The organism is Streptomyces sp. NBC_01294 (genome assembly GCF_035917235.1).
Lineage (GTDB): Bacteria > Actinomycetota > Actinomycetes > Streptomycetales > Streptomycetaceae > Streptomyces > Streptomyces caledonius.
Window position 1 is genome coordinate 3,803,642 of the sequence record NZ_CP108423.1, and the last position, 23,741, is coordinate 3,827,382.

Genomic DNA, 23,741 nt, shown 5'->3' on the forward strand with positions numbered 1-23,741 from the left:
GCTTCGTCCTCACTTGATGGAATCCTCTCCCCCGCGTGACAGACGATGGCTCATTCAGGCACGTCAATGCCACAGGGACGATGCATCATGTTCTTGCATGTTCAGGACCCTGGGGGGTGGAGATTTGACACGGAACGACACAAACCCGACACATCCCCACCCCGTCACGTCCATGTGCACCGAGGGAACGAGGCTCTACGCGACTGCACTGAGCACCGGCCGGATCGCCCGGGGCGAGATCCAGAACGCCCCCTGCCTGCTTGAATTCGCTCTTCTGCAGCCCGACCCGGATGACGCGAACCAACTGCGTCCGGTTCCCCCGTCCGTCGCTTTGGCTCAACGGCTCCATCCGATTGAACGCGAGATCCAGGACCGCCGACGCAGCGCTGTAGATCTCACCGACACTTTCGAGCCTTTCCTCGCCATCAGTGCACAGAGCCCGGCCAACACCCACGCCATCACGGTGCTGGAGGGCTTCGAGCGGATCAACGCCGCCCTGAACCTCGCGACGGCCGAATGCCACACCGAGGTCCTGACGGTCCAACCGGGCGGCGCCCGGCCCTCCGTGGCCCTCACGCAGGCCCTGGAGCGGGACCAGCCGCTGATCGACCGCGGGGTCAGCATACGGACCCTCTACCAGCACACCGCGCGGCACAGCCAGGGCACGCTCGCCTACGTGGACCGGATCTCCACGGGCAAGGTGGAGATCCGCACCCTCGAAGAGCTGATAGAACGCCTCATCATCTTCGACCGCACGGTCGCCTTCATCCCGGTGAGCGACGACCGCCGGGTCGCACTGGAACTGCGCCACCCGGGCCTGGTCGACTACCTCATCAAGGTGTTCGAGCAGCTGTGGCACCGGGCCGTGCCGCTGCAGGAGGAAGTGACCTACCGCAGCACCCCAGGCGGGATCTCCGGCGTGCAGCGGACCATCGCCCAGCTCCTCATCGAGGGCCACGTCGACGAGGCCATCGCCCGCCGCCTCGGCATGAACGTCCGCACCTGCCGCGCCCACATCGCCAAGCTCGCCACCACCCTCGGCAGCGGCAGCCGCGCCCAGCTCGGCTACCTCATCGCCCAGTCCGGCATCCTGGGCCGGCCCTCCGGCCCGGACACGGACGCGCATGCGGACATGGACGCGGACGCGCACCAGGAGCACGACCGGGAGCCGGAGCAGGACCGGGACCCGGACCGGGACCGGGAAGGCCTCTAGAAAGCCCTCAGGCCCCGCCCTGGGAGGGGCGGAGCCTGGAGGAGTGCACAGGGACCGGGTGCAGCGACCGGGTCAGTCCATCGGGCGCTTAGGGCTGGGCCGCCAGACCACCAGGGCACTGCCCGGCTGCGGAGGCTGGTACGGGACCAGGTCGCGCCGGTACGAGGCGTGCACCTGGGCCTCGCGGGCCTGCAGCGTGGCCGCCGCGCCCTCCACCGCCGCGGAGAGCTCGGCCACGCGCTGCTGGAGCGCGGCGACCTGGTTCTCCAGTTCGATGATCCTCTTGATGCCCGCCAGGTTGATGCCCTCGTCCTGGGACAGCGCCTGCACCGTGCGGAGCAGTTCGATGTCGCGGGCCGAGTAGCGCCGGCCGCGGCCGGCCGTACGGTCCGGGGAGACCAGACCGAGACGGTCGTACTGGCGCAGGGTCTGCGGATGCAGGCCCGAGAGCTGGGCGGCCACCGAGATCACGTAGACCGGGGTCTCGTCGGTGAGCTGGTAGCCCCCGCCCAGGCGGGAGGACTGTCGTCGGCGGCCGTCCATGGTCATGCTCCCTTCGCGGACTCGAACAGCGCGGAGCGCGGGTCCTCGGACTCCGTCGCCTCGCGGTACATCTCCAGCGCCTCGCGGGCCTTGTCGGACAGCTCGGTCGGGACCGCGACCTCCACCGTCACCAGCAGGTCGCCGCGGGATCCGTCCTTGCGGACCGCGCCCTTGCCGCGGGCCCGCATGGTGCGGCCGTTGGGGGTGCCCGGCGGCAGCTTCAGCGTCACCGAGGGGCCGTTCAAGGTCGGGACCTTGATGTCGGCTCCCAGCGCCGCCTCCGCGAACGTCACCGGCACGGTCACGGTCAGGTTGTCGTCCTTGCGGCCGAACACCGGGTGGGCGCCGACGTGCACCACGACGTAGAGGTCGCCGGCGTGACCGCCGCGCTCGCCCGGCGCGCCCTTGCCGCGCAGCCGGATCCGCTGGCCGTCGGAGACGCCCGCCGGGATCCGGACCTGCATGGTGCGGGAGCTGCGGGCGCGCCCGCTGCCCTTGCAGACGTCGCAGGGGGTCTCCGCGATCAGGCCGCGGCCCTTGCAGTCCGCGCAGGGGTCGGTCAGCGAGAAGCCGCCGCCGCTGCCCCGCGAGACCTGTCCGGTGCCGACACAGGTCGGGCACACCCGGGGGGTGCCGTTCTTGTCGCCGGTGCCCGAGCACGCCTTGCAGGGGGCCTGGGAGGACATCCGGAGCGGGACCGTGGCCCCGTCCACCGCCTCCGTGAAGGAGAGGGTGACCTCCGATTCGACGTCCTGGCCGCGGCGCGGCTGGGTACGGGTGCCCGCACCGGCGCCGGCGCCGCGGTTGAAGAGGCCGCCGAAGACGTCGCCGATGCCGCCGCCGAAGCCGCCGGCCGCGCCGCCGCCCTGCTGCGTGCCCCCGAAGAGGTCGCCCAGGTCGAAGTTGAACGAGCCGCCGCCGCCCGGCCCGGGGCGGAAGCCACCGTTGCCGAACAGGGCGCGCGCCTCGTCGTACTCCTTGCGCTTCTTCGCGTCGCCGAGGATGTCGTTCGCCTCGGAGATCTCCTTGAAGCGCTCCTCGGCGGAGGCGTCGCCCTTGTTGGCGTCCGGGTGGAACTCGCGTGCGAGCTTCCGGTACGCCTTCTTGATCTCGGCCTCGGTGGCGTCCTTCGGGACACCGAGGACCTTGTAGTAGTCCTTCTCGACGAAGTCCTTCGTGCTCATCCCCGGTGTCCCTCCTCTCGTGCCTCTACATGTGGTGCATCAGCCCTTGTCGGGGGCATCCGCGTCCTTGTCCGACGGCGCTTCGCCTTCCGCGACCGCTGCGTCGGAGCCCGGGGACTTGGGGGCCGCACCCGGCTGGGGCTCGGCCACCGCGACCCGTGCGGGGCGGATCGTACGCTCGCCGATCCGGTACCCCGGCTGAAGGATCGCCACGCAGGTGTCCTCGGTGACATCCGGCGCGTACGAGTGCATCAGGGCCTCGTGGATCGTCGGGTCGAAGGGCTCGCCCTCCTTGCCGAACTGCTGCAGACCCATCTTGGCGGCGACCGTCTCCAGCGATTCGGCCACCGACTTGAAGCCGCCGACCAGCTCGCCATGCTCCCGCGCCCGGCCGATGTCGTCCAGGGTCGGGAGCAGTTCCGTCAGGAGGGAGGCGACCGCGATCTCCTTGACGGTGATCCGGTCCCGCTCCACCCGGCGGCGGTAGTTCTGGTACTCCGCCTGGAGCCGCTGGAGGTCCGCGGTGCGCTCGGAGAGCGCGGTACGGGCCTGGTCCAGCTGCGCCAGCAGGGCTACGTCCTGCGCGATGTCCCCGGCCGGGGCCGCCCCCTCCGCCTTGTCGGCGGAGTCGGCGGCCTTCGGTTCGGCGTCGTCCTGAGCGGCGTCGGCGGGGACTTCGGGCTTCTCATCGAAGCCCGGGGTCTCCTCCGACATCAGGCAGCGCCGCCCTTCGGCTTCTCGTCGTCGACGATCTCGGCGTCGACGACGTCGTCGTCGGCCTTGGCCTGGCCCGCGTCACCGGCGGCGCCACCGGCCGCCTGGCCGGCCTGGGCGTCGGCGTAGATCGCCTGGCCGAGCTTCTGGCTGACTGCGGCGAGCTTCTCCGTCGCGGTGCGGATCTCGGCCGTGTCCTCGCCCTTGAGCGTCTCCTTCAGCTCGGAGACGGCGGTCTCGACCTCGGTCTTGACGTCGGCCGGGACCTTGTCCTCGTTGTCCTTGAGGAACTTCTCCGTCTGGTAGACGAGCTGCTCGCCCTGGTTGCGGGACTCGGCCGCCTCCTTGCGACGGGAGTCCTCGTCCGCGTACTGCTCCGCCTCCTGGCGCATGCGGTCGACCTCGTCCTTGGCGAGGGAAGAGCCGCCGGTGACGGTCATCTTCTGCTCCTTGCCCGTGCCGAGGTCCTTGGCCGTGACGTGCATGATGCCGTTCGCGTCGATGTCGAAGGAGACCTCGATCTGCGGGACGCCACGCGGGGCCGGCGGCAGGCCGGTCAGCTCGAACATGCCGAGCTTCTTGTTGTACGCCGCGATCTCGCGCTCGCCCTGGTAGACCTGGATCTGCACGGACGGCTGGTTGTCCTCGGCCGTCGTGAAGATCTCGGACCGCTTGGTCGGGATCGTGGTGTTGCGCTCGATGAGCTTGGTCATGATCCCTCCCTTGGTCTCGATGCCGAGGGACAGCGGGGTCACGTCGAGGAGCAGGACGTCCTTGACCTCACCCTTGAGCACGCCCGCCTGGAGGGTCGCGCCGAGGGCGACGACCTCGTCCGGGTTGACGCCCTTGTTGGCGTCCTGACCGCCGGTGAGCTCCTTGACGAGCTCGGCGACGGCCGGCATGCGGGTGGAGCCGCCGACCAGGACGACGTGGTCGATCTCGGACAGGTTGATGCCCGCGTCCTTGATGACGTTGTGGAACGGGTTCTTGCAGCGGTCGAGCAGGTCCGCGGTCAGCTGCTGGAACTGGGCGCGCGTGAGCTTCTCGTCCAGGTGCAGGGGGCCCTCGGCGGAAGCCGTGATGTAGGGCAGGTTGATCGTGGTCTCCGTGGAGGAGGACAGCTCGATCTTCGCCTTCTCGGCGGCCTCGCGCAGACGCTGGAGCGCCATCTTGTCCTTGGACAGGTCGACGCCGTGGCCGTTGGCGAACTGCTTCACCAGGTAGTCGACGACGCGCTGGTCCCAGTCGTCGCCACCGAGGTGGTTGTCACCGTTGGTGGCCTTGACCTCGACGACACCGTCGCCGATCTCCAGGAGCGACACGTCGAAGGTGCCGCCACCGAGGTCGAAGACGAGAATGGTCTGGTCGTCCTTGTCGAGACCGTAGGCCAGGGCGGCGGCCGTCGGCTCGTTGACGATGCGCAGGACGTTCAGGCCGGCGATCTCACCGGCCTCCTTCGTCGCCTGACGCTCGGAGTCGTTGAAGTAGGCCGGGACGGTGATGACCGCGTCCGTGACCTTCTCACCCAGGTACGCCTCGGCGTCGCGCTTCAGCTTCTGCAGGATGAAGGCGCTCATCTGCTGCGGGTTGAAGTCCTTGCCATCCAGGTTGATCTTCCAGTCAGTGCCCATGTGGCGCTTGACGGAGCGGATGGTCCGGTCCACGTTCGTGACCGCCTGGCGCTTGGCCACCTCGCCGACGAGGACCTCACCGTTCTTGGCGAAGGCGACGACGGACGGCGTGGTCCTGGCGCCCTCGGCGTTGGTGATGACGGTGGGCTCGCCGCCTTCCAGAACGCTGACGACGGAGTTAGTGGTGCCCAGGTCGATGCCGACCGCACGTGCCATTTCGATTCCTCCAGCTGACTTGAGTGGAACAGACTCAACCATGCCGCATCGCTGCGCTTGCGTCAACAGAGCTGAGTCGGGTCGGCTCAACCTTTAGGTCGCACTTACGCGCAATCTTGAGGACCCGGGCGCGGCCCAGCCCTCCTGGGCTCCGCCCCAGACCCCGCTCCTCAAACGCCGGAGGGGCTGCATTTCAGCCTCGCCGGCGTTTGAGGAGCGGGGTTCGGGGGGCGGAGCCCTGACGGCGGAGCCGGGGCCGAACGGGGCACCCCGGCCGCGCGCCACCGCAAGACCGCCGGAGGCGTACGGCACGGTGCTGGCATGCCCCTCACACTCACCGCTCCGCGGGTACGGGTACCCGCCGCCCCACCGGCGAAGCGGGTGCTCGACCTCGTCGGGGCAGTGGTCCTGCTCGCCGTGCTCGGCCTGCCACTCGGTGCCATCACCGCACTGCTGTACGCGACCCAGGGCGGCCGGCCTTTCATCCGGGACCCCGCCGCCGGCCTGGCCGGACGGCCCTTCCGCACGTGGCGGCTGCGCACCGCCGACACCGGCCGGCTCGGCGCGGCCCTGGACCGCTGCGCCCTCGACGGCCTCCCCCAGCTGCTCAACGTGCTCCGCGGCGAGATGTCACTGGTCGGGCCGCGCCCGCAGGCCCGTACGGACCGCCCCGACCGGCTCTTCGTACGCCCCGGAATGACCGGCTTGTGGCAGGTGAGTGCGCGCTCGGACCTCCCCTGGGAGGAGATGGCTCTGCTGGACCGGCATTATGTGGAGAACCACTGGCTCGGGATGGACCTCGCGATCCTGGCGCAGACCCCGCGTGCGGCGTACCGGCAAAGGGTCGCCTGAGCGACACAGATCACCGCACGCTCAGCTACATTGCGGCGTCGGGAATGGGTAACCTCAAGCCTTGACTTCATAAGTTACCGCTTAGTAAGTGCCGCCCGAGGAGCCCTCCCATGCAACTCGCCGCGATCATCGTGTCGCTGGTCCTGACCGTGGTCGGCGTCGCGCTGCTCGCCCGAGCCGTGGCGCAGATCTACCGCTTCGTGAAGCTCGGCCAGGCCGTGCCGGCCGGCAGCCGCACGGACGACCCGAAGGCCCGAACGCTCACCCTCGTCCGGGAGTTCCTCGGCCACAGCCGCATGAACCGGTGGGGCATCGTCGGCTTCGCGCACTGGTTCGTCGCGATCGGCTTCCTGACGCTGCCGCCGACCCTGGCGCAGGCCTACGGCCAGCTCTTCGAGGCCGACTGGGTGCTGCCGATCCTCGGCGGCTTCCTGCCGTTCGAGATGTACATCGAGTTCATCGGCCTGATGACGGTCGTCGGCATCGTCGTCCTGATGGTGATCCGCCTGCTCAGCCTGCCCTCGCGGGCCGGCCGCAAGTCGCGCTTCACCGGCTCGAAGGCCTGGCAGGCGTACTTCGTCGAGTACGTCATCCTCACCATCGGCCTCGCGATCCTGTGCCTGCGCGGCCTCGAGGGCGCGATCCACCACGTGGACTCGTACGAGCCGGCGTACTTCGTCTCGTACCCGCTGGTCCTGGCCTTCGAGGGGCTCTCGGCGAGCGCGCTGCAGAACGCCATCTACTTCACCGCGATGATCAAGATCGGCACCTCGCTGATCTGGATGATCGTGGTCTCGCTCAACACCAACATGGGTGTCGCCTGGCACCGCTTCCTCGGCTTCCCGAACATCTGGTTCAAGCGGAACGCGGACGGCGCGGTCGCGCTCGGCGCGCTCCAGCCGATGACCAGCGGTGGCAAGGTCATCGACTTCGAGGACCCGGGCGAGGACGACGTCTTCGGCGTCTCGCAGGTCGAGCAGTTCTCCTGGAAGGGCATCCTCGACTTCTCCACGTGTACGGAGTGCGGTCGCTGCCAGTCGCAGTGCCCGGCCTGGAACACGGGCAAGCCGCTGTCGCCGAAGCTGCTCATCATGTCGCTGCGCGACCACGCGCACGCCAAGGCCCCGTACCTGCTGGCCGGTGGCGGCAAGGACATGGAGGGCAACGAGAAGGCCACGGCCGAGCAGCTGAAGGATGTCCCGGCCGCCGCCATCGCCGAGGCCGAGCGCCCGCTGATCGGCACGGCCGAGGAGAACGGCGTCATCGACCCGGACGTGCTGTGGTCCTGCACGACCTGCGGTGCGTGCGTGGAGCAGTGCCCGGTCGACATCGAGCACATCGACCACATCGTCGACATGCGCCGCTACCAGGTGATGATCGAGAGCGCGTTCCCGTCGGAGGCGGGCACGATGCTCAAGAACCTGGAGAAGAAGGGCAACCCCTGGGGCCTGGCGAAGAAGCAGCGCGTCGAGTGGACCAAGGAGGTGGACTTCGAGGTCCCGATCATCGGCAAGGACGCGGAGGACCTCTCCGAGTTCGACTACCTCTACTGGGTCGGCTGCGCAGGCGCCCTGGAGGACCGGGCCAAGAAGACCACGAAGGCCTTCGCGGAGCTGCTGAACATCGCGGGCGTCAAGTTCGCGATCATGGGCGGCGACGAGAAGTGCACCGGTGACTCGCCGCGCCGCCTGGGCAACGAGCCGCTGTTCCAGCAGCTGGGCCAGGAGAACGTGGCCATGCTGAACATGGCGTTCGGCGAGGACGACGACGACCCGGAGACGAAGAAGCCGAAGTCGGCGAAGCGGATCGTCTCGACCTGCCCGCACTGCTTCAACACCATCGCGAACGAGTACCCGCAGCTGGGCGGCGAGTACGAGGTCATCCACCACACGCAGCTGCTCCAGCACCTGATCGACGAGGGCCGGCTCACGCCGATGACGCCGGTCGACGGCCTGATCACCTACCACGACCCGTGCTACCTGGGCCGGCACAACAAGGTCTACACGCCGCCGCGCGAGATCATGTCGGCCGTGCCGGGGCTGCGGCAGCAGGAGATGCACCGCCACAAGGAGCGGGGCTTCTGCTGTGGCGCCGGTGGCGCGCGGATGTGGATGGAGGAGCGGATCGGCAAGCGCATCAACAACGAGCGTGTCGACGAGGCCCTGTCCCTGAACCCCGACATCATCTCCACTGCCTGCCCGTTCTGCCTCGTCATGCTGACCGACTCGGTCAACGGCAAGAAGAACGACGGCAAGGCGAAGGAGTCCGTGCAGGTCGTGGACGTGGCGCAGCTGCTGCTGGAGTCGGTGAAGGCCCCGGAGCCGACGGAGGCGGAGCTCGCGGCCGCTGCGGCCGAGGCGGAGGCGGAGGCCGCTGCGGCCGCCGCTGCGGCGGAGGCGGAAGCCAAGGCGAAGGCCGAGGCGGAAGCCGAAGCCAAGGCGAAGGCTGCTGCGGAGGCCGCCGCTAAGGCGGAAGCCGAGGCGAAGGCCAAGGCTGAGGCAGAGGCGGAAGCGAAGGCCAAGGCGGAAGCCGAGGCCGAGGCCGACGCGGAGGCTGCCGTCGAGGCGGCTCCTGAGGCCGAGACGAAGGCCGACGCGGACGCGGAAGCTGCCGCCGAGGCGGCCCCGGAGGCGGAGACGAAGTCTGACGCCAAGCCGGAGGCGGAGGCCGAGACCCCGGCCGAGCCGGAGGCGGCCGAGGCGAAGCCCGAGGACGGCAAGTAGGTCATCCCGCAACACGCCGGAACGGCCGGTCCCCCACTCGGGGGACCGGCCGTTCCGGCGTTCGGGGACGGGCTCAGCCCCCGTCGCCCGCGCGGTGGCGCCGCAGCAGGGCGAAACCCAGCCCGGCCGCACCCGCCGAGGCCATGCCGCCGCCCGCGGCGAGCAGCATCGGGTTCTCGCCCTCCGACGGCGTGACCCCTTCCGCACCGGCCTTCACACCGCCCTTGGGAACGATGTTGACGTCCTTCCTCACGACGTCCTTCTTCGCCCCGTCGACCGTGTACTTCTCGATCAGCCGGCCGTTGAAGTCGTACACCCAGCTGTTCCCACCGCCCTTGCCGTCGATGACGACGAACTTCACGCGCTTGCCGTCCTGAACGAGCTTGTACGTCCAGCCATCGTTCTGCGTGCTCGGGCGCTTCAGGTCGATCGCGCCGAGGGCGCTGCCGTTCGGCATGGAGATCTCGACGCGCTTGCCGTTCGGTCCGTCGACCAGCTTGGCGATCCGCCCGTCGGGCATGCCGATCCGCACCGAGCTCTCCTTCTTCACCTCCGGCTGCTCGATGCCCGGCAGCACCTCCGGCTCCGGGACGGCCGGGAGTCCGCGAAGGCGGACCCGACCGGGAGGGCCAGGACGGCGGCCGCGCCGGTGACGACGGCGGCGGTACGGAGGGTGGTGCGGCGGCTGCTGCGCATGATGGGGCTCTTCCTCGTGCTCGTTCGTACGGTGGGGCGGCGACAGCCACGAAGCTACGGACTCAACATGTGCATATTCCGCCGGAAACGTAACGAAGAGCAGCAAACTGTTGCGCAGTCACTTAAACCGGACATGCGACGCGGCGCGGCAGGGGGTGGGGACAGCCCCTCGGGGATCCCCTAAGGGATGTCACAGGTCAGCCGCAAAGGGTGGCTCTTCCGGCCGCCCGGCCACCGGAGTCCGCCGGACCAGGTACGTTCGATCACGTGGCTGGATTCAGGATCGGACGCGGCCGGAACAACAACCGCTCTCCGCAACAACCCCCGCAGCAGCAGCAGTCGTACGGTCAGCAGCAACCGCCGCCGTACGGCCAGCAGCCCTACCCTCCCGTCGGCGGCCCGCCACCGCAGCAGCAGTGGCCGCAGCCGAACGCCGGAGGCCACGGCGAGCCGGAGTACTTCGACCCGTACGGGCAGCAGCCGCCGCACGCGCAGCAGCCCCCGTACGGCCACGGAGGCGGCGGGGGCTACACCAACGACAACCCGGGGCACACCCAGGTCTTCGCGGTCGGTGAGGACCCGTACGGCCAGGGCGCGACCTACCAGGCGGGCGCGGCCGCTGCGGCGCCGGCCGGGCCCCGGCTGCACTGGAAGGAACTGCTCCGCGGCATCGTGACGCGGCCGGGGCAGACCTTCCTGCAGATGCGCGACTACGCCGTCTGGGGTCCCGCGCTGGTCGTGACCTTCCTCTACGGGCTCCTCGCGGTCTTCGGCCTCGACGACGCCCGCGAGGACGTGATCAACGCGACCCTGTCGAAGGCCGTCCCGATCGTCCTCTCCGCCGGCGTGGCGTTCGTCATCTGCGGACTGATCCTGGGCGCGGTCACGCACACCCTGGCCCGCCAGATGGGCGGCGACGGCACGTGGCAGCCGACCGTGGGCCTGTCGATGCTGGTCATGTCCGTGACGGACGCGCCGCGCCTGCTGTTCGCCGTGTTCCTCGGCGGCGACAACATGGTCGTCCAGGTACTGGGCTGGGCCACCTGGGTCGCGGCCGGAGCGCTCTTCACCTCGCTGATCAGCAAGTCGCACGACCTGCCGTGGCCGAAGGCACTGGGCGCGTCCGCGATCCAGCTGATCGCGCTGCTGTCGATCATCAAGCTGGGCACGATCTAGCCCAGGCCCGCGCACAGACACACGACAGCGAAAGGGCCCGCCGCGCACTGTCTGCGCGGCGGGCCCTTCCCGTGTGCCGTTTGCCGTGTGCCGTAGGCGGCCTACGCGTCGAGGACCTGACCCTCGCGCTTCACGACGGGCGGTTCGACGGACCAGGGGAAGTTGATCCACTCGTCGGTCTTCTTCCACACGTACTCGCACTTCACGAGCGAGTGGGACTTCTCGTAGATGACGGCGGAGCGCACCTCGGCGACGTGGCCCAGGCAGAAGTCGTGGACGAGCTTCAACGTCTTGCCGGTGTCGGCCACGTCATCGGCGATGAGGACCTTCTTGTCGGTGAAGTCGATCGCCTCGGGCACGGGCGCCAGCATGACCGGCATCTCCAGCGTGGTGCCGACGCCGGTGTAGAACTCCACGTTCACGAGGTGGATGTTCTTGCAGTCGAGCGCGTACGCCAGCCCGCCGGCGACGAAGACCCCGCCGCGGGCGATGCTCAGGATGATGTCGGGCTCGTAGCCGTCGTCGGCGATCGTCTGCGCCAGCTCGCGCACTGCGCGTCCGAACCCCTCGTAGTCGAGGTTCTCGCGTACTCCGTCACTCATGCCTCGTGCCTCACCTGGGTGCGGTGGAAATTCTGGAAGGAGCGCGAGGCGGTCGGTCCGCGCTGCCCCTGGTACCTGGATCCGTACCGCTCGCTGCCGTACGGGAACTCCGCGGGCGAGCTGAGCCGGAACATGCACAGCTGTCCGATCTTCATGCCCGGCCAGAGCTTGATCGGCAGCGTCGCGAGGTTCGACAGCTCCAGGGTCACGTGGCCCGAGAACCCGGGGTCGATGAACCCGGCGGTCGAGTGCGTCACCAGGCCGAGGCGACCCAGGCTGGACTTCCCCTCCAGTCTGGAGGCGATGTCGTCGGGCAGCGAGACGACCTCGTACGTCGAGGCGAGGACGAACTCACCCGGATGCAGAATGAACGCCTCGTCCCCTTCGGGCTCGACCATCCGCGTCAGGTCGGGCTGCTCGACCGCGGGATCGATGTGGGCGTAGCGGTGATTCTCGAACACCCGGAAGAACCGGTCGAGACGTACATCGATGCTGGAGGGCTGCACCATCGATTCCTCGAACGGGTCGATGCGGACCCGTCCGCTGTCGATCTCGGCCCGGATGTCTTTGTCAGAGAGAAGCACGTCCCGAGGATACGCAGAGCGCGCGGGCCACCCCCAATCGAGAGGGGCGATCCGCGCGCCTGGCCCTGCCGCTATCGCTTCGTGCCACCCACGGGCACGGCGTGCCGCAACCGCGCGCACCGCGGACACCGCAGCAGCCGCCCGGGCCCGATCCGGCCGGCACCGAGGTGCTGCAGCGGGAAGGAGGCGGTACTGAAAACGTGCCCTTCGGCACAACGGACGACGGTGTGCTCCATCGAGTCCCTTTCCCCAACGAGCCGTACTGCGACGAATCGCCACATTAGGGGATGATCGGCACCCACTCCAGCCGCCGCTCCGCACCCCCACGGTACGCCCCAACTCCCGCCCCCACACGCCTCCGTGCACACCACACACGACAACGACCCCGCGGCAAATTCACCGGGGGTCGATCATGAGGTAGAGTGTGCAACGCTAGGGCTCCAGGCAACTGGCCCTCTGCGCGGATGTAGTTTAATGGTAGAACATGAGCTTCCCAAGCTTATAGCGCGGGTTCGATTCCCGTCATCCGCTCTTGAACGAAGGCCCAGGTCAGCGACCTGGGCCTTCTTCGTTGTCTAGACCCCTCCGGCCCGGCGTGCCATTCGCGTGCGATAAGTGACCCATTGGAGTGTCGGGTTGGGCATCGCACGCCTTCCGCTGTCATCTGAGTCCCGCCACAGCGGCTGCCCCGACAGGACAGCGCTCACCTCACCAGACACGTCCTGCCGCCAGAGCACCGTCAGCCTCCGGGAGCATGTCGGCGCTCGCTGCCATCGCCGCCCGGCCGGCGCCACGCCTCTGCCTCCAGCGCACTCCGGCAGTCGTCCTCGATGCACCTGGCAGGGGAGCGCGAAACCGCCGGGAGGACCCCCAGGCGGCTGGCCCTATAGTCGCTAAGTAACCACCGAGTAACTTCGAAGGGGCAAACGGGCGTTCGGAGCAAGCCGGCAGGTGAGGGCACCCCAGGCCCTGTGGCTGCTGCTCCCAGCGTGCGCCGCCACCGTCGACATCGCCGTCCAGTTGGAATGGGCGTACGCCGACACGAACGACTCCCGGAAGCTGTTCTGGGCGACGGTGGCCCTGTGCGCGCTGCCCGTGGTCGTGCTGGCCCGGCGTCGCTGGCCGATCGCCACGTTCCTCACGACCCTGCCCGGGATGTACCTGGACAGTTGCATCCCCAGCATGATCGCGCTGTACACGGTGGCGCTCATGACCACCCGTCGCAAAGTGGTCACCGTGTGCACCGTCGTGTTCCTCCTCTGGAGCGGCTACACGCTGAACCCCGAGGAAGCCACGTGGGACAACCCCACCGACTACTTCATCCTGATGGACGCCTTTGCCCAGGCCATCCTGCCGGTCGCGCTGGGCCTGCTCGTCAGCAGCCGCGCGGAACTCACCGCACGCGTCGCCGACCTCGCCGCGGCACGCTCGCGCGAGGACGCACTGTCGGCGGAGCGGCTGCTGGTGGCCGAGCGCACCCGCCTGGCCCGTGAGATGCACGACGTCGTGGCCCATCAGGTGAGCCTGATCAGCGTCGAGGCCGCCGCGCTGCAGATGACCACGTCCGACCCCGCGGTGCGGGATTCCGCCTGCGCCGTGCGCACCATGGCCGCCCGCACTTTGGACGAGCTGCGCCAGATGGTGGGGGTCCTGCGGGACGGCGGCAACCGCGCTGACACCGGTGCGCCCCAGCCCCGGCTCGCCGACCTTCCGCAGCTCATCCGCGAGTGCCAGCTCGAGGTCGAGGCGCGGATCGACCCTCGCCTCCTTCAGCCTGCCACCGGCTCCCCGAGCCAGTGGCCCACCTTGGTCCAGCACGCGGTGTACCGCACGGTCCAGGAAGCTCTGACCAACATCCGCAAGCACGCGCCGGGGGCCGTCGTCAGCGTGCGGCTCCACAAGTCGGACGGACACCTGTGCCTCCGGATTCACAACGGCCCGCCGGGCCTCCCCGACCCGCACCCGACCCGGACCTGCCCTCCGGCGGCTACGGCCTCATCGGGCTGGCGGAACGCGCCCACCTCGTCGGCGGTACCTTCGAGGCCCGCCCCACCGACGACGGCGGGCATCTCGTGACCGCCTCCTTCCCGACCCGGCACCCCGCACAGGCCACGTCCCCCTGAGTCGGCCTGCCCCCCGGCCCTCCCGCGCATCTCCGCGCCCGCTGAAGCCAGCTGGCGGGTTCGTCCGGCCAAGTGGCCGGTACCGAACGGCCAGACGGTGCCGAAATCATGATCGTCGAGTGGCGCCGGCGTGCTCCCGCACGCCGCTCACCCGAAGTTGTCCGCGCGGCGAACCTCACTTCGAACCGGGCGGGCAGAGATCCACGAGAGAGGCAGTTGAGGAAATGAAGAAGGTACTGGCAGGCATCGGTGTAGCCCTCGGCGGTGCGGCCCTGGTCGTCACCACCCAGGGGTCCGCGCAGGCCGCCACTGCGCAGGAGGTTCCTGCCACGGTCGCTTCCGTCGACGGACCCCAGAACGGCCCGATGGGCTTCGGTTCCTTCGTCGGCAAGGCTGCCGGCAAGTTCGCCGGCAAGGCCTGGGTGCACGCCAAGGCCGCCTGCCCGTCGGTGGCCGATGCCGCCGGACAGTTCACCGGCGGCGTCAGCCCGGCCGGCATCCCCGAGGGCACGTCCGTCGAGACGGTCTTCGACAAGTGAGAGATCACCGCTTGACCAGGAGGGCGGCACTGCTCATCGGTGCCGCCCTCCTGGGCCTTCACTTCGCCGCCGCGGCCTTCTCCCAGATGCCCCTCACACCGATGAAGATCCGGTACTACAACAAGGTCGCCACCTATCTGGAGCCGTACTCCGCCCAGAACTGGATGCTCTTCGCACCCGACCCGCTGTCGGAGAACAGGGGAATCCTGGCCCGGGCGCAATGCCGGGACGGCTCGGTCACCTCCTTCTACGACGTGACGGCGAAGTACATAGCAGCGGCGCAGAGCAGCAGGTTCTTCCCCTCGCGCATGTCTCGGCTGGTGACCGGGAACATGCAGCAGCTGAGCGGTTCGGACGCCGTGCTGGCCCGGCTGCGGGAGTCCGAGCGGGCGAAGAACAAGACCGAACTGCCCCTCATGCCCCACGAGAAGACCTCCCAGCAGGAAGCCCTGCGCTTCGTTTCCCGCTACTCCCTGACGCAGTTGCCGGCCAGCACGTGCGGCGACGGCTCCCCTCCCGAGCAGGTGCAGGTCCGCATGTACATCCAGACGCTCCCCCCGTGGTCGGAGCGGCACGATCCCGCTGCGGAAGGCCAGGTCGACGCCTACGACATGGAATGGATGAAGGCCGGGGATCTCCTGTGAGCCGTACCCGTACGAACCGGCTCCTCGAGCGGCTGGACGCGGTCGGCAGCCGACCCCTCAGCGTGCTGGGGGTGAGCGGAACCCGCATGCTGCTCGGCTTCGTCGGCTTCATGTACTACGCGAGCCAGTACGGCGACCGGCGGTTCCTCTTCGGTCCGGCCGGGGTGCTGCCCTGGGCGGACTTCACCGCCCAGATCCACGAGAACGGCACCTTCAGCCTCTACACCTTGAGCGACTCCACGCTGTGGTTCGAAATCGTCTTCCACGCGGGGATGCTGGCCGCGCTGGCGGTCACCTGCGGTGTCGGCGGCCGGCTCGGCCTCGCCGTTCACTGGGCCCTCCTGTGGTCCGTCTACCAGCGTCAGCCCGTACTGCTCGACGGCGGGGACAACCTCGCCTATCTCGTCATCCCGATGCTCCTGCTGACGCGCTGCTACGACCGCCTCTCCTACCCCACCGGTCTCGCCCGCGCGCTCGCCCGGCGCGTTCCCCCAGTGCTGCGGTCGCTGTCCACACCGCTGCACAATCTTGGTGTACTCGCCATCGCCGTCCAGATGTGCCTGGTCTACGTCGTCAGCGGGCTGTACAAGGTGCAGGGCCGCATGTGGCAGGACGGAACGGCGCTGTTCTACGTTCTGCGCGTGTCCGAGTTCAACCTCCCTGGCGTGTCCGAGCTGGTGTTCGGCAACGACTATCTCGTCTTCATCGGGACGTACTCCACCACGCTGTTCCTGGTGTACTTCTCCATGGGCATCCTCGTGCCGCGGCTGCGGCCCTGGGCTGCCGTCGTCTCCATCGGTTTCCATGTGTCCATCGGCGTCGTCATGGGCCTGACCGGCTTCGCCCTCACGATGGTGGCGTGCGACCTCGTGTTCCTGAGCGGGGCGCTGGAGACCGCCCTGGACCGGGCCCGCGCGGCCCTGCGCCGCCGCGAGCCCGTCCCGGCCGACGCCGTCCTGGCGTTCGACGGGGACTGCGGCTTCTGTCAGGCCGCCGTGAGTCGGATCACCGCCGGCGCTCGGCCCACGGTGCGTGCCGTGCCCTGGCAGTCACTCCCGGACGAGGTCACCGACCCGCATGTGGAGCGACTGGACCGGGAGGTACTACTCCTCCTGGACGGGCGTGTCCTGGCCGACGGGGCGCAGGCGCTGGCGGAATTCGTACGGGACTCGCCCGTACGCGGATACCGGCTGGCAGCGGCCCTGCTGCGCACACCCGGCATCAGGGCTTGCGCGGCAGTCGGTTACCGCTGGGTGGCGAACAATAGGCAACGTATGCCGGGCAGTTCGGAAGCCTGCGCCCTGCCCGGCCCCAGCACCCGCTCGTGAAAGGGGACCGTCCGTGTTCCGGACACCCAGCTGCCTTCTCGGCAGTGGAATCGAACCCCGTGTCACCCACGGCCACAGCATCTCCGGCTACGTCCAGATCGGATCGCTGACCAAGGTCGTCACCGGCACCGCGTTGATGCGCATGGCCGAGGCCGACGTCCTCGGCGTGGACGATCCCATCGAACGCTGGCTCGACACACCGCCCGGCAGCGGCATCACCCTGCGGCACCTGGCGGACCACACGTCCGGGCTGCCCCGCCTGCCCCCGGGCCTGCCGCGCAGGAACCCGTACGGCGGCTTCGACCAGGCCGCCCTGGACGCGCTGCTCGGCGGTCTCGGCGAGATGGCCACGGCTCCGCCCAGCGCGTCCGAGGAGTACTCCAACCTCGGTTACGCGCTGCTCGGTTCAGCCCTGTCCGTGGCGGCCGGGGTCCCGTATGAGGAGGTGGTACGCACCTACGTCCTGGAGCCCCTGGGCATCGACGAGATGACGGCATATCCCCCGGCCGAGCAGCGGCTGCTCGCGACGACCCGCCTGCTGAACCGCCCCCGGACGCCGTGGACCATGGATGGCGCCATCCTGCCCGCGGGTGGCCTCTGGGCCACTCCCCGGGCGGCCGCCCAACTGCTGACCGGGCTGCTCGTCGACAAACTCCTCGGGCCGCCCGCCCCGACCTGGCAGAAGACCGGCGCCGTGACCTGGCACAACGGTGCCACTGACGGAGCGTCCGTCTTCGCGGCAACGCTCCCCGACGGGCGATGGGTACTCCTTCACCGGCTCGGCGGATCCCCCACCGACACGGACCGTCTGGGCGGCCAGGCCCTCGCGGCCTCCCGCCTCTCGGGCCAGTGACGCTTCGGGCACCCGGGCCGCCAGTATGATCTCTGGCGTCATCAGGCCGGGCCGCCGGTGACACCGTGCTGGTGTGTGAGCGGAGTGCCTGGTGATCAAGGTCGTAATCGTGGACGACGAAGCACTCATCCGGACCGGGTTCCAACGCATCCTGTCGACGGAGAGTGATATCGATGTCATCGCTCTGACCAGCGGAGCAGGTGCTATCGAGGCCATCGCCGAACGGGCGCCCGACGCGGTACTCCTCGACATCCGGATGCCGGACGTCGACGGGCTCACGGTGTTGCGGCGGATCCGGGAACTCCCGGATCCGCCGGCTGTGTGCATGCTGACCACCTTCGACACCCACGAGCACCTCACCAGCGCCCTCCAGGCCGGTGCGGCGGGCTTCCTGCTCAAGGACACCGACCCCGAACACCTGGCACCGATGGTGCGCTTCATCGCCTCCGGCGGTGTCGCTCTCTCGCCCCGGCCGGGGAACACAGTCATCGACGGCCATCTCGCCCTGCATGGACGCCTGCCGTCGGGCGAACCCCGGCCGCAGCCGACAGAGCGCGAGCACGAAGTCCTAGGGCTGCTCGCCGCTGACCAACACCGCCATAGCCGTCAAGACGTACACGAGTCTCAGCACCGTGAAGGAACATGTCAGTGCCATCCTGGCCAAGCTCAGAGCGACCAACCGGGTACAGGCTGCCCTGGCGGCCGAGCGCAGCGGACTCCTGGTGAACAACGTGCCGGACCGGGGACACGACGACCTCACCAGCCCGTCCACGCAATGACGCTGGGAGCATGCCGGCTTCGCCACCCGTCACGGGATGGCAGGCAACTGCCAGGCTGAGTGGGCATCGCATGGCCTGCGCACACGACCGGGTGCCTGAGCGCTTCGAGCAGACCCAGCGCGACCGCGGCTGCGCGCTGGAGGGGCTGCCCGTCCGCCCGATCCGGCCGTGAGCGCAATCCTCGGCGGCCGACGACGGCAGCGACGGCAGCTCGCAGGCGACACGGACGCTAGGCGGGCGAAACGCCCGGTCGAATACTGCCAAGCTTGATAGTATCGCCGCCGATACTATCTTCGGCGGGAGCGTGTGGCGTGCGTCGATTCATCGGACGGGAAAACGAGCTGCGGGTTTTGGGCGCGGCCTTCGAGAAGGTCCGCGAGGGGGGCGGTTCCCAGAAGCCCGGCGAGTGCATCCTGCTGCGCGGACGCCGTCGAGTCGGCAAGTCGAGCCTGGTCGAGGAGTTCCTGAGCCGGGCAGAGGTCCCCTACCTCTTCTTCACGGCAGCAGGGGGATCAGCGGAGGACGAGCTGACGGAGCTGCTCGACGCCGCCGCCTCCTCCACCCTGCCGGAGCGGTCTCTGTTCGCCGAGGAGGCTCCGACCCAATGGAACGCCGCGTTCCGGCTGCTTGCGGAGATCCTGCCCGACGACAGCCCGAGCGTGGTCGTGATCGACGAAGTCCCGTACCTCATGGACCGGATCGACGCTTTCGAAGGCATGCTGCAGCGGGCGTGGGACCGGCTGCTCAGCCGCAAGCCGGTACTCCTGCTGCTCGTCGGCTCCGATCTGTCGATGATGGAGGCCCTGAACAGCTATGACCGGCCCTTCCACCAGCGCGGACGCGAGATGGTGCTCGGGCCGCTCAATCCCGCCGACATCGGCGACATGATCGGTCTGGACCGGCGGCCGCATTCGATGCCGCTCTGGTGACCGGCGGACTGCCGCTGATCTGCGCCGAGTGGCAGCAGGGGGCGTCGCTGTGGGAGTTCCTCCGCACCTCGCTCGACAATCCCATCTCCGCACTCCTGGTCTCCGCCGAACGGTCACTGGCCGCCGAGTTCCCTCCCCAGGCGATGAGCCGGGAAGTGCTGCGTGCGATCGGGAGCGGCGAGCGCACCTTCACCAACATCGCCCGGGCCGCCGGCGGAATCGCCCATACGACCCTCACCCGCGCCACGGACGTCCTGACGGATAAGCGCGTGGTCGCGGCCGAACTGCCTGTCTCGCTCAGGCCGTCGAAGGAGCGCCGCTATCGGGTGGCCGACCCGTACCTGCGCTTCTGGCTGGCGTTCCTCGATCCGCACATGGCGGAGGTCGAACGCATGCGCGGCGACCTAACTCTGCGCCGGATCAAGGAGCAGTGGACAAGCTGGCGAGGCCGCGCCGTCGAGCCGGTCGTCCGCGAATCCCTTGCCCGCCTCCTACCCGACGGCAACCTGCCCGCCGCCCCCGCCATCGGCGGATACTGGACCCGCAGCAATGACGTCGAGATCGACTTGGTCGGCGCCGACCGCCAGCCGGTGGCCAAACAGCTGCTCTTCCTCGGGTCGGTCAAGTGGCTGGAGAACTCGGCCTTCGACAGCCACGATCTCGCCGCCCTGCACAAACACCGGGCCGCGGTCACCGACGATCCCGTGCCGCTGATCGCGGTTTCCCGCAGCGGCGTCAACTGCGCCGGACTCCAGGCAACGTACGGCCCGGAAGAACTGCTCACCGCCTGGCGCGGAAACTGAGCAGCGTGCCACTACGTGCCAGTCAGGGCGGTAAGCAGCGGTCAACAGAGGTGCGGTACAGGATCCGGAAACGAGTTCCAAGTTGGACGTTTCCTCAGGTCAACACTCTTCCAGCGCCTCAAGTGCCGGGTGATTCCCAAGCTTATAGCGCGGGTTCGATTCCCGTCATCCGCTCTTGAACGAAGGCCCAGGTCACAGACCTGGGCCTTCTTCATTGTCTACACCTCTCAGCCCCTGCCGTGCCCCCTGCGTGCCCCAACTGGCGGAAATGCCCTGCTCGGAGGGCCCTTCACGCACCACTTGCACCACACGGGCCCCGCCGATCTCGGACCGCGAGGCGCATTCTCGATGACCTGCGTCACACGACCACCCCTGCCGCGTGAATTCGCTTTCCCAAAGGGGCGGTTGGCCGGAAGGGTCGGCGCAGACCTGCGGCGGGACTACCTAGTCCTCTTTCCCGGCCAACACGCGATCGGCGGCGTAGTGCGGGCAGGAAGGGAGATGCCACGTCACCGTCACCCGGCGCCGGTCGGCGGCGATGGTACGGGCCTGCCCAGTGGCTGGGCAGGCCGAACAGTGCGGGCACACGACGGTTTCGAACTTCAACTCAGCCATCACCTGCGCCACCCTTCCCCGCCAACGGTGCTCGCGACGAGAGTGCCACGCCTCTCAGCGGGACAGGCTTCACACACCGGTCTCCACTGATGCGAGTCTCGGAGAAAGCTGCGCACCGGGACTCGGGGGGCTTATGGTCCAGCCGCGCCGGCGAGATGGTCCTGGAGATCACCATTCAGCCGATCATCTCGTCAGGAGGTTCCCGCGGGTGCCGATGGATGAAGGCAGTGACCCTGAGCAGGAGACTCCGGCGGAGCGGCCGGGCAGGGATGGTCCTGCCGTTCACGTGTGGGCCACGGCCGGCCCACCATGCCTTCCCGCCGAGGCGGCCGCCACCGTCGAGGCCATCGTGCAGGCTGTGCGCCACGGCGATGAGGTACGTATCCGGATCCTGTTGGCAGCCCTGGTCGACATCGCCGACACCGAGGTTCTCCTCCACCTTCGAGAGCGGCTCCGCGAACGACCGCAGTGATGGTCAGGCGCTGTGGACAGACGTGTAGCGAGTGTGGGGGCTGGTCACGCCGCCTCGCCGTGAGCGCCCCCGAGACCGCCATGGAGCACCTGCGAGCTGCTGATCCCATCGGGAGGGCGCTGCGGACCCACCCCGCAGGCTCACGTTCCGATGGACCGCACGTCGCAGCTGGCGGACACCCTTGCTCCCGAAACGCTGCACTCGGGGGGAATCAATATCTATCCCCGCGGTCAGAGAGTTTAATGGACCCCGCAGGGAGAGTTTTTCCGCGCCGCACACGATGGAGATATTTCACGCACACCAACCGCTGCGGCATGCTACTGTCGATCTCGGTTGCAGTTTTGGTACCCAAAAACTTCAAGTGCTCCAGTCGGCCTTCGCGCCACTTTCGAGCACTTCATATTTCCGGTAGTTATCCGGCGGGGCATCATCGCGGCGACACGGTGTCCGTACAGTGCGGACGCTGGTGTACTGCCCCAAAGGAGATATGACATGGCATCTGGCACCGTGAAGTGGTTCAACGCGGCAAAGGGCTTCGGCTTCATCGAGCAGGACGGTGGCGGCGACGACGTCTTCGCCCACTTCTCGAACATCGCAGCCCAGGGCTTCCGCGAGCTGCTGGAAGGCCAGAAGGTCACCTTCGACATCGCGCAGGGCCAGAAGGGCCCGACGGCCGAGAACATCGTTCCCGCCTGACGCTGACGCGCATTTCGTAGCTGGGGCCCGCATCCCTCGGGGTGCGGGCCCCAGCTGCGCACATTCCCCGTAGTGGTGTCACCTGCGGGATGAAGCATTCAGGGTTACAGCCTCCTCGGAGCTTCACCCACTCGATTTTTCTGGATTTCGCGTCCCCATGACGCCACCCCATCTCAGTGCCTGCGACCGTACAGAATCTCTGTAGTCCAGAGTCGCTTTCGCATTCCATTCGGCCCGTTCTTGTGATTCCCTGCGCTGCGTTTCCGCTGCGGGAATTCCTTGATACGTGCCGTATCAAGGAAGGTTCTGAATGAACCGCACACGTACGAACGACCGTTCCTCCCGCACCCGCACCCGCACCGGCGGCCCCACTTTCGGCGCTGCCGCCGGTTCGGAACGGGGCAACCGGTTCGTGTCGTCAACCCCGAGCCGTTCCGGAGGTTCGAGCCGCTCGGGCGGCTACGGCCGCCGGCCCGCCGCGGTCCAGGGCGAGTTCGCCCTGCCGAAGACCATCACTGCCGCGCTGCCCGCCGTCGAGGCCTTCGCCGACCTCGCCATGCCGGCCGAGCTGTTGGCCGCTCTCGGCGCGCAGGGTGTGACCGTGCCCTTCCCGATCCAGGGCGCCACCCTGCCCAACACCCTTGCGGGCCGTGACGTGCTCGGCCGCGGACGCACCGGCTCCGGCAAGACCCTGGCCTTCGGCCTCGCCCTGCTGGCCCGGACCGCCGGGCAGCGCGCCGAGCCCCGCCAGCCGCTCGCCCTGGTCCTCGTCCCCACCCGCGAGCTGGCCCAGCAGGTGACCGACGCCCTCACCCCCTACGCCCGCGCCGTGAAGCTGCGCCTGACCACCGTCGTCGGCGGCATGTCGATCGGCAAGCAGGCCGGAGCGCTGCGCGGAGGCACGGAGGTCGTCGTAGCCACGCCCGGCCGGTTGAAGGACCTCATCGACCGCGGCGACTGCCGGCTGAACCAGGTCGCGATCACCGTCCTGGACGAAGCCGACCAGATGGCCGACATGGGCTTCATGCCGCAGGTCACCGCCCTCCTGGACCAGGTGCGTCCCGAGGGGCAGCGGATGCTGTTCTCCGCCACCCTGGACCGCAATGTCGACCTGCTGGTCCGGCGCTACCTGACCGACCCGGTCGTGCACTCGGTGGATCCCTCGGCCGGTGCGGTGACGACGATGGAGCACCACGTGCTCCACGTCCACGGCGCCGACAAGCACCGGACCACGACGGAGATCGCGGCGCGCGAGGGCCGGGTGATGATGTTCCTGGACACCAAGCACGCCGTCGACCGGCTGACCCAGGACCTGCTGAACAGCGGTGTCCGGGCCGCCGCCCTGCACGGCGGGAAGTCGCAGCCCCAGCGCACCCGCACCCTCGCCCAGTTCAAGACGGGCCACGTGACCGTGCTGGTCGCGACGAACGTGGCGGCGCGCGGCATCCACGTCGACAACCTCGACCTCGTCGTGAACGTCGACCCGCCGACCGACCCCAAGGACTACCTGCACCGGGGTGGCCGCACCGCCCGCGCCGGCGAGTCCGGCAGCGTCGTCACCCTGGTCACCCCCAACCAGCGCCGCGACATGACCCGCCTCATGCAGGCTGCGGGCATCACCCCGCAGACCACCCAGGTCCGCTCGGGCGAAGAGGCCCTGAACCGGATCACCGGTGCCCAGGCACCCTCCGGCGTCCCCGTCGTCATTGCCGCACCGGTCGTCGAACGTGCCAAGCGCAGCACGGCCTCCCGTGGCAGGCGACGGCCCGCTTCGACGGTCCGGCGTGTGAGCGTGCGGCAGTCCGCCTTCGATGCGGCGGCCTGAG

General features: G+C 68.9%; 19 protein-coding genes, 1 tRNA gene and 2 pseudogenes. 15 read left to right on the forward strand and 7 right to left on the reverse strand.

Annotated elements, in window-relative coordinates; genetic code table 11:
* Window positions 1-97: 97 nt before the first annotated feature.
* The gene (locus OG534_RS17070; RefSeq protein ID WP_326588913.1) at window positions 98-1,213 is read left to right on the forward strand and encodes a helix-turn-helix transcriptional regulator; all 1,116 of its coding nucleotides are present in this window, start codon (window positions 98-100) and stop codon (window positions 1,211-1,213) included.
* 72 nt (window positions 1,214-1,285) lie between these two features.
* Here the strand turns inward: OG534_RS17070 and OG534_RS17075 are convergent, their stop codons facing one another.
* Genes OG534_RS17075 through dnaK form a run of 4 tightly spaced genes read right to left on the reverse strand, consistent with a single transcriptional unit; the run spans window position 1,286 to window position 5,501 of the window.
* Entirely contained in the window at window positions 1,286-1,756 is a 471-nt protein-coding gene (locus OG534_RS17075) for a heat shock protein transcriptional repressor HspR (protein ID WP_326588914.1), read from the reverse strand.
* 2 nt (window positions 1,757-1,758) lie between these two features.
* Window positions 1,759-2,940: a molecular chaperone DnaJ gene (dnaJ, locus tag OG534_RS17080; protein WP_326588915.1), complete on the reverse strand. Its 1,182-nt coding sequence runs from the start codon at window positions 2,938-2,940 to the stop codon at window positions 1,759-1,761.
* 39 nt (window positions 2,941-2,979) lie between these two features.
* A complete protein-coding gene (gene grpE, locus OG534_RS17085) occupies window positions 2,980-3,654 on the reverse strand; it encodes a nucleotide exchange factor GrpE (protein WP_326588916.1) in 675 nt (224 codons plus the stop codon).
* Window positions 3,654-5,501 carry a molecular chaperone DnaK gene (gene dnaK, locus OG534_RS17090; protein ID WP_326588917.1) on the reverse strand — a complete coding sequence of 616 codons (1,848 nt, stop codon included), beginning with the start codon at window positions 5,499-5,501 and terminating at the stop codon, window positions 3,654-3,656. Before dnaK ends, grpE begins: the two co-directional genes overlap by 1 nt.
* 321 nt (window positions 5,502-5,822) lie before the next feature.
* Between dnaK and OG534_RS17095 the strand changes: the two genes are divergently transcribed.
* Both OG534_RS17095 and OG534_RS17100 read left to right on the forward strand, forming a co-directional pair.
* On the forward strand, window positions 5,823-6,353 hold the full coding sequence (locus tag OG534_RS17095; RefSeq protein WP_326588918.1) for a sugar transferase: 531 nt from the start codon (window positions 5,823-5,825) through the stop codon (window positions 6,351-6,353).
* 110 nt (window positions 6,354-6,463) lie between these two features.
* Window positions 6,464-9,076 (forward strand): (Fe-S)-binding protein, encoded by a 2,613-nt coding sequence (locus OG534_RS17100; RefSeq protein WP_326588919.1) that lies wholly within the window; start codon window positions 6,464-6,466, stop codon window positions 9,074-9,076.
* 73 nt (window positions 9,077-9,149) lie between these two features.
* Here OG534_RS17100 and OG534_RS17105 read toward each other — a convergent pair whose 3' ends face one another.
* Window positions 9,150-9,653 carry a hypothetical protein gene (locus OG534_RS17105; protein ID WP_326588920.1) on the reverse strand — a complete coding sequence of 168 codons (504 nt, stop codon included), beginning with the start codon at window positions 9,651-9,653 and terminating at the stop codon, window positions 9,150-9,152.
* A gap of 386 nt (window positions 9,654-10,039) precedes the next feature.
* On the opposite strand from OG534_RS17105, the gene OG534_RS17110 reads away from it, so the two are divergent.
* Window positions 10,040-10,948 (forward strand): Yip1 family protein, encoded by a 909-nt coding sequence (locus OG534_RS17110; protein ID WP_326588921.1) that lies wholly within the window; start codon window positions 10,040-10,042, stop codon window positions 10,946-10,948.
* 101 nt (window positions 10,949-11,049) lie between these two features.
* On the opposite strand, the gene OG534_RS17115 is transcribed toward OG534_RS17110, so the two are convergent.
* Window positions 11,050-11,550, reverse strand: coding sequence for a phosphoribosyltransferase (locus tag OG534_RS17115; protein ID WP_326588922.1), 501 nt, complete (start codon window positions 11,548-11,550; stop codon window positions 11,050-11,052).
* Window positions 11,547-12,134: a dCTP deaminase gene (dcd, locus tag OG534_RS17120; protein ID WP_030152916.1), complete on the reverse strand. Its 588-nt coding sequence runs from the start codon at window positions 12,132-12,134 to the stop codon at window positions 11,547-11,549. The genes OG534_RS17115 and dcd overlap by 4 nt, the downstream gene beginning before the upstream one ends.
* Window positions 12,135-12,594: 460 nt before the next feature.
* Here dcd and OG534_RS17125 point away from each other — a divergent pair.
* From OG534_RS17125 to OG534_RS17175, 11 genes and pseudogenes are all read left to right on the forward strand, one after another.
* Window positions 12,595-12,665 (forward strand) — tRNA-Gly (locus OG534_RS17125).
* A 420-nt stretch (window positions 12,666-13,085) separates the two neighbouring features.
* Window positions 13,086-14,210: a sensor histidine kinase gene (locus OG534_RS17130; RefSeq protein WP_326588923.1), complete on the forward strand. Its 1,125-nt coding sequence runs from the start codon at window positions 13,086-13,088 to the stop codon at window positions 14,208-14,210.
* Between the two features lie 271 nt (window positions 14,211-14,481).
* Entirely contained in the window at window positions 14,482-14,796 is a 315-nt protein-coding gene (locus tag OG534_RS17135; protein WP_326588924.1) for a hypothetical protein, read from the forward strand.
* Window positions 14,797-14,807: 11 nt separating this feature from the next.
* The gene (locus tag OG534_RS17140) at window positions 14,808-15,440 is read left to right on the forward strand and encodes a DUF5819 family protein (protein ID WP_326588925.1); all 633 of its coding nucleotides are present in this window, start codon (window positions 14,808-14,810) and stop codon (window positions 15,438-15,440) included.
* A complete protein-coding gene (locus OG534_RS17145; RefSeq protein WP_326588926.1) occupies window positions 15,437-16,768 on the forward strand; it encodes a DCC1-like thiol-disulfide oxidoreductase family protein in 1,332 nt (443 codons plus the stop codon). Before OG534_RS17140 ends, OG534_RS17145 begins: the two co-directional genes overlap by 4 nt.
* A gap of 13 nt (window positions 16,769-16,781) precedes the next feature.
* The gene (locus tag OG534_RS17150; protein ID WP_326588927.1) at window positions 16,782-17,621 is read left to right on the forward strand and encodes a serine hydrolase domain-containing protein; all 840 of its coding nucleotides are present in this window, start codon (window positions 16,782-16,784) and stop codon (window positions 17,619-17,621) included.
* 91 nt (window positions 17,622-17,712) lie between these two features.
* Window positions 17,713-18,400: pseudogene (locus OG534_RS17155) on the forward strand (response regulator).
* Between the two features lie 311 nt (window positions 18,401-18,711).
* A pseudogene (locus tag OG534_RS17160) lies at window positions 18,712-20,132 on the forward strand (ATP-binding protein).
* Between the two features lie 823 nt (window positions 20,133-20,955).
* Window positions 20,956-21,219: a hypothetical protein gene (locus OG534_RS17165; RefSeq protein WP_326588928.1), complete on the forward strand. Its 264-nt coding sequence runs from the start codon at window positions 20,956-20,958 to the stop codon at window positions 21,217-21,219.
* Between the two features lie 492 nt (window positions 21,220-21,711).
* Window positions 21,712-21,915: a cold-shock protein gene (locus OG534_RS17170; RefSeq protein ID WP_030647895.1), complete on the forward strand. Its 204-nt coding sequence runs from the start codon at window positions 21,712-21,714 to the stop codon at window positions 21,913-21,915.
* Between the two features lie 310 nt (window positions 21,916-22,225).
* On the forward strand, window positions 22,226-23,740 hold the full coding sequence (locus OG534_RS17175; RefSeq protein WP_326588929.1) for a DEAD/DEAH box helicase: 1,515 nt from the start codon (window positions 22,226-22,228) through the stop codon (window positions 23,738-23,740).
* Window position 23,741 lies beyond the last annotated feature (1 nt).